We start from the raw sequence: 12,035 nt of genomic DNA, 5'->3' as shown, positions 1-12,035 counted from the left end.
GGACATCCTCCTTGGCAAAATGGAATGTTTCTACATCAAGTATAGAATGGACGTCTCTAGACGGAAATGGAACAATATTAAGAAGCATGTTCTTTTGTTAAGAAGATTGTTATTTATATAATTGCTCCCTATATTCTTGAGGGCAAATACCGATATGCTTGCGAAAAAACCTTGTAAAGTAACCGGGATTCTCAAAGCCGATCAGCGATGCGACCTCATGGATTTTGTAGTGCGGATCAGCTAGCTTCTCCTTTGCCTTTTCCAGTCGGACATGGACAATATAGTCTGAGATATTCTGTCCTGTCACTTGTTTATAGAGTGTTGAAAGATAAACAGGATTCAGAAACACACCTTGGGCAAGAGAGGTTAGTGATACATCCGTGCTGAGGCCATCTCGAATCTGCCGATTCACCTGCTCCACAATATGATGGGTCCTCTCAACCTGCAGCTTCCTCCTCATAGAGAAAAGGTATTGAGTTGTTTCATGCAAGTAATGAACAGCCCCTTCCCAAGAACGGTGGCTGCCTATATCCATTAGCTTTTCAAGTGATATTTGCGGCGCGAGTCGATCTACCCAGTCCCAGCGGTTCACCAGACCTATAAGCCGGCTCGCAACTGAATAATAGGCTTCGAGGTAAACAGCGTAATCACTCGCACCAACAAACCAAGCGTCAATAGCGGCATGCGCTTCTTCCGTCCGCCCGCTCTCCAAAGCTAGCTCGAGCCATTCACGCTGCCCCAGCATCTCCCTTTGACTATCCATAGGCTCATCAACATATCGCTCGGATGCAAGCAGCATCATATTCTCTCCATTACCTAGTCCCAGAACAAGCCGTTCCCGCATTCTCAAGTAGGTTTCACGAAGCCTATCCCACGCAAGAGGTTCTTCTCTGCAGATAAAAGAAATGGGCAATTTCAGCAGCTCCAGACAGGTGGTTTGGACCGTTTCCACAGTTCCGCTAGCGAAACGAAGCAAGCCCTCCCAAGGCAGACTATTACCTTCCTCGTCCGCTTCTCCCGGTTGAAACAGCAGTGCAATATAGCTGTCGTCTATCGTAATGATGCCAAATCGATGCATGGAGAAATACTCCATGATAATATTTTCGATGGCATATAGAAGCAAGGAACGGTCTGTTCCAGGCACATGATCCGGCCAATGATCCACTCGTGCAAGCATTAACAGCACTGGCAGCTCCGCGTGCAGCTGTGAATCCAGCTCCTCCATCCGTGATTGCGATATGCCCGCACGGTCTGCTCCATATTGCAGCAGCCCGCGAAACCAGTCGTTACGAAGCACCGGCAGTGCCTGTCGCACCCTCTCCTTGGCCTGAAGAAGGAAGGATTCATTACATCTCTCATGCTCCAGCGACTCGATCGCCGCAGCGATGCTCCGAAGAATCGGTTCATCACCTTCCGTCTTCAGAATATAGTCCAGACTGCCGCAGCGCAGCGCTTGTTGAACAAAGCCAACATCCTTCATTCCCGTTAGAAAAATCACCTTACATCTTGGCCATCTGTCTTTAATCCAGCTTTGTAATTGAAGCCCATTCATTCCTGGCATCTTAATGTCACTCAGCACGATGTCCATTTTCACTCGATTCAGCCAATCTGCGGCTTCATCTACATCATAAGCCCTGTACAATTCCAGTTCCGCGGGTCCGGTTGCCGACAAAAGCTCATATAAACCATCAACGGTGTAAGGCTCATCATCCACTATCAACAAGCGATGCATCCTCGTTCAACTCCTTACGTATTGGCAGTTTCAACTCCACCCTTAGTCCTCCGCCTTTCCCAATGGAGAGCCTCAAGCCCCACATGTCCCCGTATTTAATCTGCAAACGACGGTGAACATTAATAAGTCCTGTGCTTTCTACTGCTTGCTCCGGCGTTAACAATAGCAGACGGAGTGATTGCAGCTTACTTTCGTTCATTTCATCTCCGTTATCTTCTATCGATATGATGAGCTCATCCATGGTTTGGAGAAAATTGACTTTAAGTAAGCCATCCCTCACCTTATTATCCAAGCCGTGGTTATACACATTTTCAATGATTGGCTGCAGTATCATCCTGGGCACAATCGTATTCATGAGCTGCTCAGGCAATTCCCCGAACTCCGTCCGAATTCTCCCTGCAAATCGGAAGCCTTGAATATCGATATAGGTTCTTGCATGCTTCACTTCCAACGATAACGGCACCTCATACAAACCATCGCGCGTAATAAATTGAAAGTAGTCCCCCAAATATTTCGTGAATCGAATGATACTATCATTATCTTTCAAGTTAGCCATTCGGTGCAAAATAAAGAAACTATTATATAAAAAATGAGGATTGATTTGTGATTGAAGCTGTCGTAATTCCGCTAACTGACTGCGGTATTTATGCTCATACACTTCATGAACAAGTACATCCAATTCCTTAACCATGACATTGAAGCGTTCATACAGAAAACCAAATTCGTCCTTAAGCGGATACTTTACAACCAGTTTCAGATTCCCTTGTTCAACTCTATTGAAAGAACGGATGAGCGTACGCAGCGGTTTAAGAATAATCCGGTATAAGCTGAAGGCAAAGAAAATAACGATACAGCCAGATGCAAGCATAAGAAACAGCAGCCACCAACGATAACGCTCTAGGGAACCGAAAATTTGTTTTTCCGGCATAAGTACCGATAAAGTCGTATCCAGTCTCTCCGAAGATTTGGAGACGACAAGGTATTGGGCACCGCTCAATTCAATGGATTGGCGCTTCAGCTTGATCTTCGAGGCGCGTAGACCATTCACCAATTCATTCACCCGCAGCTCACCTTCCCCACCTTCAATCGACCAAAGAAGCTTATTGCCGGAGAAAACCGCATATTCACCGTTCGTAGTAAACTGTTTTAGGGTACTACGCAGTGCAGGTTCGGATACTTCCACCGTTAATAAAAAGATTGGCTTGTGCCCTCCTGACACCGCTGGGTCAGGGTAAGGAACGGAAATAAACAACCTCTTGTTCCACATCAGATAAGGTGATTCATAACGATTCGTCGTAACCGATAGTGCCTTGTACTGTTCTTCGTCAAACGATCGAATGGAATTATCGTTGGAAGTAACCGTACGATTAAGCTCCGGAATGAATGCGCTCACATTTTGCACGAAACTACTAGAAGTTTTAATGAGATCCAGCTTGCTCTTTAAGGCATTGATAGCAAAAGTTCTTTCTACAGGCGTCATGATCATAGAAGATGTACTTAGCTTCAACAGATTATCATCGTTCACATTCGCTTGAATTAATTTCAACACGCGATCAAAGTCGGCTTCAATAAAATTAACGTACCATTCGACTTTGGCGTCCATCGATTTGAGGATTTCCTCTTTGACCATACTTGAACCGGACTCATTCATGAAGAAAATCATGGCAAACAACGGAGTCAACAGTCCTAGGAACGTCACCACGATTTTCGTGAAAATAGAGCTTCTTCGAGATTGAATAAAGACGCCCATCCGAAGCCGCACCTCCTTCTTTTACTTTGCCTTGATTAATTCTTTTAATTACAATGAAATCCTTCCTCCCAAGTGTGTTACAATATACATTCAGAATAGCTAGAAGGGAGCGCTCTAGATGCGTATGAACAGCTTTCAATCTTTCCTATGTAAACTGCTGTTCGTCCTTGCCCTAACGCTGCTTTCCTCACCATTTCATGCCATTTATGTGGAAAACAGCGGACAACAATCGCCTGTAATCAAATCTACTGCCATAAAAAATATGGTCCCGGTCGTTCATTCCAATCCTAATCATGCCATACCAACAGTCGTTAAAATCTTAATCATTATCACTGTTCTAATTTTCACTATAGTCTATGATTTCTATATCTATTGGAAGCATCAATCAGATATTTATAAAGAACTGCTCAGACAGTGGCTCGAACCGAATAAATATAGGTCGACTTATGTCGCTCAACGTACCCTCACCTCAATCAAATCAATTCAGGAGGGGTACACATGGAGGAGCACAATAATAAGAACATTATCGCAGCAGAGCATACGGACCCGGATTATATCCGCTCCAAACGCGAGCTTAAATCAGTCCTAATCTTCTTCACAAGCGTAACTATTTTTCTAATAATTACCTATTTTGTTTATGAACAATATAAATAAATACCTAAGGGGCTCGAGAGGGCCTCTTTTTTATTCTTGTCAAGTGGCATAATATTTCATATTTTGTTAAATATGTTGACGTCTCGATCGAGACATGTTATTTTATGTCTATAATCGAGACATAAGGGGAGAGGTTCAAAAGGAGGTAGGGGTTTGAAGTTCAAAAACCCGCTAGACCACGTTTTGACAACAGCAGAGGTTGCAGAAAAACTGCAGGTAACAAAAAGGCAAGTTGCTCGCCTATGTAAGGCCAATAAACTTATTTATAGAGAAGCTCCTGGTCTTCTTCTTATACTTAAAGAAAGCGTAGAGGAATATGTAAGTGATCGTAGAAAATCAGAATACATTTAGCATAATTTTATTCGTTGGGGTAGGTGGGGAGTCTTCAATGGAGTTTTTTCTGTTTATGCTCTTCTCATTAATTGAGAGTATTGCATTATTTTCGATTTCTTTTGCGCTATATAGACTTAAATTCACACAATACCTCTCGCCTTCTCTTATAATGATGATCATAATTAACCTAGTGAGTTTCTACCTACGAAAAGAGGTCGAGCTCGCTGATTATGCTCCGGTTGCGATTCTAGTTCTACTTGTATTATTCATGATGGCCGTTGTTAAAATGCCTGCTTTCTGGGCTTTATTTGTTTCACTGAGTGGAATATTATTTTTCGGATTACTTCAAACCGTGATCATACAGTTATCTGTAGATTACCTTTCCTTGGGACAGATACATACCTACGCTTGGAAAGGATACTTCCTTCAAACATTAACAGGTCTTCTAGGCTACTCAATTAGCAACTTTATGTATAAACGCGGGATAGGTTTTTCATTTGAATTTGTACAGCCCTTATTCAAACGAGTAACCTTAATTTCGATGATTGTCATCATCTTAATCGCCTTAGCATTCGGGGCTGTTTTATTTATCGGAAACTCATACATAGCTTCAATCATCTATTTTATTGGACTTGCATTTTTGCTTTATTTTGCTTTAAAGAAGGAGGTTGAGGATGCAGGTACTGGCATTTAAAATTGCGGCTGGTCTCAAGAAGAGAGTTCCGGATCATCCTAGCTCAATTGAAGAATTACAATTCTCACTAGAAGCTCTATTTAATACTTTCGGAACATTATTCCTTGCTTTGACTCTAAGTTTATTAACAGGACACACACACGAAACGATATTTGCGTTGTTGTCCTTCGCAATTCTCAGAGCAGTGTCCGGAGGTATTCATCTTAAGTATAGTTGGACATGCTGCCTTGCTTCCTCGATTGTTGCAAACATTGTTAGTTTCTCCTCCGTTTCACATTTGGCTACCGTATGTATGACTATTATCAGTATTATTTTAGCTCTTATTTATGCACCCTCTAGAATTGAACAGCAAACTAGGATACCAGAGAGATACTTCCCTTTACTAAAATTCATATCCGTGATTTTCATTTGTAGCAATTTTTACTTTGAGTCTTCTATAATGGCAGTTTCAGTTCTAATTCAATGCGTGTTACTGATTAGAAAAGGAGGTGATCATACACATGAAAATTAAAACTAAAATGTTTTACCTCGCTTGCACTGCTCTTGCTTCAGCTGCCGTACTCATCGTCTCAACTGCAAGTATCATCTGGGTTCATCAACCGAAAGTGCCGGCAACACTTCTTAAAAAGTAAGAAAGGTGCGGGCATATGAAACATAAATTATCGGTTGTCTCTAAAATCGATGGTAGCGGAGGGCTCCAATACGTTGATTTAAATGAAGTTATCTACTTCGAATCCATGGGCAGCACACCTCAGATTGTAGTTCACACTCTTACAGAAGAATTTTATATTTGGGGCACTTTGAAAGTTTGGACAAATGTCCTGAAGGAAAGCGGTTACGAGGAGTTTTTCTCCGTTGATCGAAACTATTTGATCAATATTCGTAAAGTAAAGCGGCTTGATGACCAGTACAAAATGGCATACTTTGAGTACGAAATATCAAAAGGATCTAAAGTATGCACGCTTGCTTGGGAAAAATACAAGTCGGTTTCTGCAAAGCTAAGGGCATTGAATCAACCATTCATTCAAATTAAGTCTAATGATGACAAAATGGCCATTATACTTAAAATAAAAGAGGCTACCTCTCATGCTTAAAGAGAGGAAAGCCTCTTTTTTAGTCATAACGATTTATTTGAAATCCAAATAGCTCCGACAAATCCCCGCCCATTTTTCCAGGATACCGCACCACTATATGCGCCCCTTCATACTATAATTTGACTGTATCCCTTAACCTTGTTATACCATAAAAAACCCGTGCAAGGAGGGGTGACAAACATTAATGGGAAGCGACCAGAAGAGCAAGTTTCTATTAACTCATCGAGAACGCGAGGTTTTTGAGCTGCTAGTACAGGACAAAACAACCAGAGATATTGCGCAGCAATTGTTCATCAGCGAAAAAACCGTACGCAACCACATTTCGAACGTGATGCAAAAATTGAACGTAAAAGGTCGTTCGCAAGCGGTTGTCGAGCTTATAAAGCTTGGGGAATTAAAGATTTGACAACTCGTAAACCTTGCTGAGCCTTCTAGCCGCGCTTCTGATTGTAGAAGCGATGCTTGAAGGCTTTTTGATGTGTTGATGTGATCGATACTATAGAAAAATAAAAAACAACTGATTATCGCCATTGAGCGAATCAGTTGTTCAGCATTGGGTGATATTAACATGAAGCTGTCGGAAACTAACCTCATTTGACAGGGAATATTCTTTCCACCATTGCATTAAACTCGGTAATAAAGCCTTGGATAGGATGGCCAAGCTTAACATCCTCCATGTAGGACGCCATGCGGCTAACAAAGTCGGAATTAGCAGAAACATATACATGATCGATCTGCGGTACTAATTTCTTAATTTCCATCACGATTTTTTCCTTCAAAACAGTGGGAATAACATCCCCCGTGTGTGCCTCTAGGCTTTGGATAGCATGTTGATTACTGCTGCTTCTCACGCCATTCAAATCGTATTCACTTGCCGGACTATGCTTGGTGATGGCGGAGCCATATCTGTTATTATTCCCATCAAGCCCATTCATACCATCATTATTATTCGTATACCCGTTCATACTTTGGAGCTTATGCATACCCTTCATGGGATCATGCTTATCATGGCTCTGCAGATCGTAATTGAGCGGTTTGGGGTATGATTTGTTATCGAGATCATAAATGCGATTACCATCCTTCATATCGGGACGCATATAGGCCTGATTGGTTCGACTGATTGGCCGATTTGGTGTCCTTGATTCAGAATGGATTGATTTACTACCTAAGGTTCCTTTATTTAATGTCACGGCTACATAGGCATTATTGTCCGTCAGCATGACATACGCTTTACCTATTTCCTTCAAGGACTCCAATCGAACCGAAGCATCCTTGCTCATTTCAAGGCGATAATTCTTGTGCAGTCCAACAAGATTGTTGCTGTTCAATCTCATTCCGTTCATACGGTTCATTTCATTCATTTGGTCATTGGCGAATCTTTTGTTCAGGATGGCATTGCCATTCCCGTCATATCTCACACTGTTTCCACGAATATTGCGATTGCCCACTTCCCCCTGTCTGTCCATACAACCGGTAAGCATGGTGGTAATCATCGCGCCAGCTGCAAGCAATACCCATTTACGCTGCATGTTCCCATCCTCCGTTTCATGCTCTCAAGATTTTCGGCCCGCTTATAGCGTTTACCGAACGGAGAGGGGCTATGCAGGCAACTTTTATACACATTTCGATCGTTACAGTTACACCCTAACTGCTTGCTCTACTTGAATACGAATTTAATTTCACCGGCTCACTAAGCCCCTTCAATTCTGCAATAAAGGGCTCTGAGGTTTGAATCGAAGAGGGTCGCTTATCTCGCTCCTTCTTATGACCAGCCAGTCGTTGGTGAAGCCCTGATTCCATGACGATTTCTCCAGGACCACCAAGCGCTTGAATACGTGCAGCCATATTGACGGTCCGCCCAAAATAATCATTTCGTCCATTCATCCCTACAGCAACTGCTGGTCCATGATGAAGTCCTATACGCAAGCTAAGCTCTTTCTCCGCATGCCACTTGCGTTGAATAAACAATGCAGCTTCCAAACCATCCTCCGCACTATCGAATACCGCCATAACAGCATCACCAATCGTTTTTACAACAGAACCTCCATGCTTTTCTACAACCGTCATGAGAAAATCAAACATCTGCCTCACATATCCATAAGCGCTTGAATCCCCAACCTCTTCGTAGTACGCTGTTGAACCGCATAAATCGGTGAAAAGCACCGTTAAGCTAGAAATTCCCGCTTGCTGTCCGGGAGCTAGTACATCGGTTGAGAACATCGAACGAAATTCTGGGAACAGCATGATTTGCGAAGCGGTAGCTACAATATCTTCCCAGCCTTCTCGCTCAATGACGACCATGACATCCGTATCTCGATTATTCGTTACTCGCAAGGTCTGCCCTGGCTGCCCCTGAATATCCTTAGTCACCCAACCTTGTCCGATCAGCTCGGCTTCCTTTGTTTCCTCATAAATTTGATCTCGGTTCCTAATCGAGTCTTTCGGGTAAGCTACTACTGACAAAGGCAAATGCTCATTGCTTCGTAATACGCGCAAACGCCAGTCAATGGATTTCTCTGGCAGCTTAAAGCTGATCGTCTCTTTGCTTCGAATGAGTCTTTGTGAATGAATATGTGGGGAAAAGGCTGGTGCTCCTGCACAGTAGATGGTCCGACTCACCTTACGAACTTGAGGATGAACCGAGAAGCAAAGCTCCACGAAGCGATCAAACATTACCTTCATAGTCAATACCGCACCAGTCGCAATGATAACGGTCTACGATGGTAGCTAGCTTGTCCGATGAGCTCTCCGAGACACGACAGTTCGGGCAGATAAGTCGCCATTCCTTATTAACCAAACCCGCCTGCGTTGCATGAAGCAATAGCTTGAGTACGTCGTTCCTAGGGACATTCCATTTGGCTGCTAGTGCGTAAGGCTTAATATCGGCTGCTTCATTATCATCACTAAACCGAATGAAGGCTTCTAGGTGTCTTCTTCATCGATTTCTTGGCTATCGCCTTTATCGGTGCAAGCAGAACTGGACTCGCAGGACTCACATTTGAATAAAGCTGAACGGTCGTTTGCACCTGACCCTCATAGGAACTATCTATAAGATGGATACCCGAGCGAAAAGTGCTCATTGGACCTCGAGAATAATCCCGCAATACTTCATACCACTCCTGATCCGTCCATTCAAACGGATATTCTTGCCATTCCATGGGCAAAAGACCGAGTGCTGATGATTTGAGCGTTCGGCTAATTGCAGTTCCTTTAGCAACCGCTCCACGTTTAACCGGATCGAGTCCAATAGCACGGTTAATCCGATCGGTATCCGATAGAATTTCCCAAACACGAGATTTATTCATAGGAAAATTCTTCTCCATTTTGAGTCTCATAACGGCTGCCCGCTCATCCATGCACTCTCAGCCCCTTATTCAATATCCTGTCAATTATTAGCGTAATTTGTCGTAGGTATATTTTACCTCATGAGCGTTGACAGCACCATGCTTTTTATGTAATGTTAAAGGTATTAGTATCTGGTACTAGTACCTAACCATAAGGAGATGAACATCACATGAATCACTCATCCTTACAATCTCACGCTGCAATAACAGCCTTCGGCGCTTACGTGCCTGATAAAGTGCTTTCGAATGAAGATTTAGCTCAAATGGTCGATACCAACCATGATTGGATTGTTCAGCGTACTGGCATTGTTGAACGCCGAATCGCCTCAGATGACCAATTTTGCAGTGACCTCTGCTTTAAGGCTGTGAGAAATATGCAGTCCCGTTACGCCGTTAATTTGACGGATGTCGATTTCGTGCTCGTTGCAACAACGACACCGGATACCTATTTTCCCAGTATGTCGGCACGCGTTCAGGCTGAATTCGGAATCACAAACTGTGGTGCTGTAGATATTCAAGCTGCTTGCTCTGGTTTCGTTGCAGGCTTACAACTCGCCAATGGCCTTCTTCTATCTGGCGTTCATCGAAAAATATTAGTCATTGGTGCGGAAACGTTAACCAAAGCAACTGATTATACCGATCGTTCCACTTGTATCCTATTTGGTGATGGCGCAGGTGCAGTCCTACTCGAAAGAAGCGAGCAAGGCTCATTCATTGGCTCTTATGTATCCACTAATGGCAGCAATGGCCATCACTTATACCGCTCTAGCCTAGCCCCCTCAATCGGTGACCAGCCCATCTTAACCAATGGAATGATTGTGCAGAATGGTCGTGAAGTTTATCGATGGGCCGTCAGTAATGTCCCGAAAGGCATTAAGACGATTTTGGAACAGAATCATTTGGCACCGGATGACATTGACTGGTTTATTCCTCATAGTGCCAATATGCGAATTGTTGAATCCATTTGTGAGAAAACAGGCATTAAGCTTGAACGGACCCTGACCAGCATGGCCCAGTATGGGAATACCTCTGCTGCCTCGATCCCTCTCGCTATTGATCTGGCGCTGCAGGATTCACGCATTCGTGCAGGTGATCTTGTACTATTATATGGGTTTGGTGGTGGGCTTACAGAAGCAGCTCTGCTGCTGCGCTGGACTTTATAACCATATTTGTAACTTAGAAAACTAGTGATTTGTGTGCGTAGCGTTTATACTAGATTTAAGAACGCTACAGAATAAGAGGGACATGCCATGGGAGACTTAAAAAAAGCCTACGAACTACTCGGCCTTCAGGAAAATGCCGACAAAGAAGAAGTGGAGAAGCGCTATTTCATCTTGATCCGTCGTACCCGTTCAATTAAGCAGCGTGAGGAAGCAGAAGGCCAAGAAGAATTGGCAGCACCTAATATCGAAGAGATTAATCGGGCGTACAAGCTTATTCTGGCTCATAATGACGAGATTACAAAAGAAGCCTTTAACGAGAATGCTTATGGAAAATATAAGAAAATGGCTGGATCAGCGGAGAAGGTTGACCATTTCTTCAGCTACTATAAATTTCATTTGCTTGGTTCGATAGCTCTGATTCTAATCCTTATATTCGGGATCAAAGCTTATGTAGATAACCGTCACGAGCAAGCCGAGCTTGCCAAGCTGCCTCCTGCGGATGTCACTGTCGCTTTCTTCGGGGAGTACGGTAATAAGAGCGGCTCGTATCCATCAAGTGAGGATATCAAGCCTATGGAAACCGCCCTGCTCTCTCAGTTTCCAGAGTGGAAGCGAGTAATCGCCTTCATCACTTATGTGCCTTCTGAGATGAAAAGCCAGCAGGATTCCGCTCTTATTCAAAAGAGCATGCTCGATCTAATGACTAACAAAACGGATATGTATATCATGGATCGCGTCAACTTCCTCAAGCTTGCACAGGATGGTGCTCTGGCCCCTCTAGATAATAAGCTAGACACGGCTTTTAAAGACAAGGCAGTAAAAGCCGTAAACAAGGATGCATCTAACAGCGAGCATATATACGGCTATGACGTTTCAAACAGTTCATTAATCAAAGGGCTCCCTATCCTTGGTAAAGAATACATTGCCGGTATCCGATTCGATGCCAAGAAGCCAGATGATGCCACTCATTTCATTGAGAAATATTTAAACACCAAATAATTCCTATTCGATATAAGGCGCAGCCTAACGAGTACATCATGTACCGTTTGGCTGCGCCTTTTTGTTGTTTTACTTTGGGGCACCTCCTTCACAGTGAACGCATTTGTCAAGGAAAGACAAGTATCTCAAATTGTGACGACAGCGATCCTTCACATAGGAGACATCTATCAGTTGTGGCGCAAAATGGTCGAATGCTAGGGAACAGCTGACGTGTCTCTCCATGCCTTTTACCCATATAGTAACAATAGAGATGAAAACATTCGAGGTGAATG

At 43.3% G+C, this 12,035-nt stretch carries 15 protein-coding genes; 9 read left to right on the top strand and 6 right to left on the bottom strand.

Annotation, left to right across the window (positions count from 1 at the left end; all coding sequences use genetic code 11):
* Nucleotides 1–109 precede the first annotated feature (109 nt).
* A complete protein-coding gene (locus tag EKN16_RS00300) occupies nucleotides 110–1,732 on the bottom strand; it encodes a response regulator (protein ID WP_125653179.1) in 1,623 nt (540 codons plus the stop codon).
* Nucleotides 1,707–3,482: a sensor histidine kinase gene (locus EKN16_RS00295; RefSeq protein ID WP_125653178.1), complete on the bottom strand. Its 1,776-nt coding sequence runs from the start codon at nucleotides 3,480–3,482 to the stop codon at nucleotides 1,707–1,709. The genes EKN16_RS00300 and EKN16_RS00295 overlap by 26 nt, the downstream gene beginning before the upstream one ends.
* Before the next feature lie 498 nt (nucleotides 3,483–3,980).
* Between EKN16_RS00295 and EKN16_RS31950 the strand changes: the two genes are divergently transcribed.
* From EKN16_RS31950 to EKN16_RS00265, 7 genes are all read left to right on the top strand, one after another.
* Complete coding sequence (locus EKN16_RS31950) at nucleotides 3,981–4,136, top strand: hypothetical protein (RefSeq protein ID WP_164522610.1); 156 nt, start codon at nucleotides 3,981–3,983, stop codon at nucleotides 4,134–4,136.
* 153 nt (nucleotides 4,137–4,289) lie between these two features.
* Complete coding sequence (locus tag EKN16_RS00290; protein ID WP_125653177.1) at nucleotides 4,290–4,487, top strand: helix-turn-helix domain-containing protein; 198 nt, start codon at nucleotides 4,290–4,292, stop codon at nucleotides 4,485–4,487.
* 37 nt (nucleotides 4,488–4,524) lie between these two features.
* Nucleotides 4,525–5,163, top strand: a complete 639-nt coding sequence (locus EKN16_RS00285) for a hypothetical protein (RefSeq protein WP_125653176.1) — start codon at nucleotides 4,525–4,527, stop codon at nucleotides 5,161–5,163.
* Complete coding sequence (locus EKN16_RS00280; protein WP_125653175.1) at nucleotides 5,144–5,674, top strand: accessory gene regulator B family protein; 531 nt, start codon at nucleotides 5,144–5,146, stop codon at nucleotides 5,672–5,674. Before EKN16_RS00285 ends, EKN16_RS00280 begins: the two co-directional genes overlap by 20 nt.
* Nucleotides 5,664–5,795: an AgrD family cyclic lactone autoinducer peptide gene (locus EKN16_RS00275; protein ID WP_125653174.1), complete on the top strand. Its 132-nt coding sequence runs from the start codon at nucleotides 5,664–5,666 to the stop codon at nucleotides 5,793–5,795. Before EKN16_RS00280 ends, EKN16_RS00275 begins: the two co-directional genes overlap by 11 nt.
* 15 nt (nucleotides 5,796–5,810) lie before the next feature.
* Nucleotides 5,811–6,257: a LytTR family DNA-binding domain-containing protein gene (locus tag EKN16_RS00270; protein WP_125653173.1), complete on the top strand. Its 447-nt coding sequence runs from the start codon at nucleotides 5,811–5,813 to the stop codon at nucleotides 6,255–6,257.
* A 184-nt stretch (nucleotides 6,258–6,441) separates the two neighbouring features.
* A complete protein-coding gene (locus tag EKN16_RS00265; protein WP_090641524.1) occupies nucleotides 6,442–6,663 on the top strand; it encodes a helix-turn-helix domain-containing protein in 222 nt (73 codons plus the stop codon).
* Between the two features lie 184 nt (nucleotides 6,664–6,847).
* Here EKN16_RS00265 and EKN16_RS00260 read toward each other — a convergent pair whose 3' ends face one another.
* From EKN16_RS00260 to EKN16_RS00250, 4 genes are all read right to left on the bottom strand, one after another.
* Entirely contained in the window at nucleotides 6,848–7,786 is a 939-nt protein-coding gene (locus EKN16_RS00260) for a YhcN/YlaJ family sporulation lipoprotein (RefSeq protein ID WP_125653172.1), read from the bottom strand.
* 115 nt (nucleotides 7,787–7,901) lie between these two features.
* Complete coding sequence (locus tag EKN16_RS00255; RefSeq protein WP_125653171.1) at nucleotides 7,902–8,939, bottom strand: adenylate/guanylate cyclase domain-containing protein; 1,038 nt, start codon at nucleotides 8,937–8,939, stop codon at nucleotides 7,902–7,904.
* Complete coding sequence (locus EKN16_RS31945) at nucleotides 8,923–9,138, bottom strand: DUF5939 domain-containing protein (protein WP_232016631.1); 216 nt, start codon at nucleotides 9,136–9,138, stop codon at nucleotides 8,923–8,925. The genes EKN16_RS00255 and EKN16_RS31945 overlap by 17 nt, the downstream gene beginning before the upstream one ends.
* 22 nt (nucleotides 9,139–9,160) lie before the next feature.
* A complete protein-coding gene (locus EKN16_RS00250; protein ID WP_125653170.1) occupies nucleotides 9,161–9,613 on the bottom strand; it encodes a hypothetical protein in 453 nt (150 codons plus the stop codon).
* Between the two features lie 158 nt (nucleotides 9,614–9,771).
* Between EKN16_RS00250 and EKN16_RS00245 the strand changes: the two genes are divergently transcribed.
* Together EKN16_RS00245 and EKN16_RS00240 are read left to right on the top strand one after the other, a co-directional pair.
* Nucleotides 9,772–10,764 (top strand): ketoacyl-ACP synthase III, encoded by a 993-nt coding sequence (locus tag EKN16_RS00245; RefSeq protein ID WP_125653169.1) that lies wholly within the window; start codon nucleotides 9,772–9,774, stop codon nucleotides 10,762–10,764.
* A gap of 87 nt (nucleotides 10,765–10,851) precedes the next feature.
* Nucleotides 10,852–11,763, top strand: a complete 912-nt coding sequence (locus tag EKN16_RS00240; protein WP_125653168.1) for a J domain-containing protein — start codon at nucleotides 10,852–10,854, stop codon at nucleotides 11,761–11,763.
* The last annotated feature ends 272 nt before the right edge of the window (nucleotides 11,764–12,035 follow it).

Source organism: Paenibacillus baekrokdamisoli (assembly GCF_003945345.1).
Taxonomy (GTDB): domain Bacteria; phylum Bacillota; class Bacilli; order Paenibacillales; family Paenibacillaceae; genus Paenibacillus_Z; species Paenibacillus_Z baekrokdamisoli.
The sequence above is the reverse complement of the archived record's forward strand: the minus strand, read 5'-3'. Positions and strand labels throughout refer to the sequence as shown.

Excerpts from the sequence above, each read along its gene's own strand:
- EKN16_RS00275 (WP_125653174.1), top strand. The coding sequence starts at position 5,664 with ATGAAAATTAAAACTAAAATGTTTTACCTCGCTTGCACTGCTCTTGCT.
- EKN16_RS00280 (WP_125653175.1), top strand. The coding sequence starts at position 5,144 with ATGCAGGTACTGGCATTTAAAATTGCGGCTGGTCTCAAGAAGAGAGTT.
- EKN16_RS00295 (WP_125653178.1), bottom strand. The coding sequence starts at position 3,482 with ATGGGCGTCTTTATTCAATCTCGAAGAAGCTCTATTTTCACGAAAATC.
- EKN16_RS00260 (WP_125653172.1), bottom strand. The coding sequence starts at position 7,786 with ATGCAGCGTAAATGGGTATTGCTTGCAGCTGGCGCGATGATTACCACC.
- EKN16_RS31950 (WP_164522610.1), top strand. The coding sequence starts at position 3,981 with ATGGAGGAGCACAATAATAAGAACATTATCGCAGCAGAGCATACGGAC.
- EKN16_RS00270 (WP_125653173.1), top strand. The coding sequence starts at position 5,811 with ATGAAACATAAATTATCGGTTGTCTCTAAAATCGATGGTAGCGGAGGG.
- EKN16_RS00285 (WP_125653176.1), top strand. The coding sequence starts at position 4,525 with ATGGAGTTTTTTCTGTTTATGCTCTTCTCATTAATTGAGAGTATTGCA.
- EKN16_RS00245 (WP_125653169.1), top strand. The coding sequence starts at position 9,772 with ATGAATCACTCATCCTTACAATCTCACGCTGCAATAACAGCCTTCGGC.
- EKN16_RS00250 (WP_125653170.1), bottom strand. The coding sequence starts at position 9,613 with ATGGATGAGCGGGCAGCCGTTATGAGACTCAAAATGGAGAAGAATTTT.
- EKN16_RS00240 (WP_125653168.1), top strand. The coding sequence starts at position 10,852 with ATGGGAGACTTAAAAAAAGCCTACGAACTACTCGGCCTTCAGGAAAAT.
- EKN16_RS00255 (WP_125653171.1), bottom strand. The coding sequence starts at position 8,939 with ATGAAGGTAATGTTTGATCGCTTCGTGGAGCTTTGCTTCTCGGTTCAT.
- EKN16_RS00300 (WP_125653179.1), bottom strand. The coding sequence starts at position 1,732 with ATGCATCGCTTGTTGATAGTGGATGATGAGCCTTACACCGTTGATGGT.
- EKN16_RS00265 (WP_090641524.1), top strand. The coding sequence starts at position 6,442 with ATGGGAAGCGACCAGAAGAGCAAGTTTCTATTAACTCATCGAGAACGC.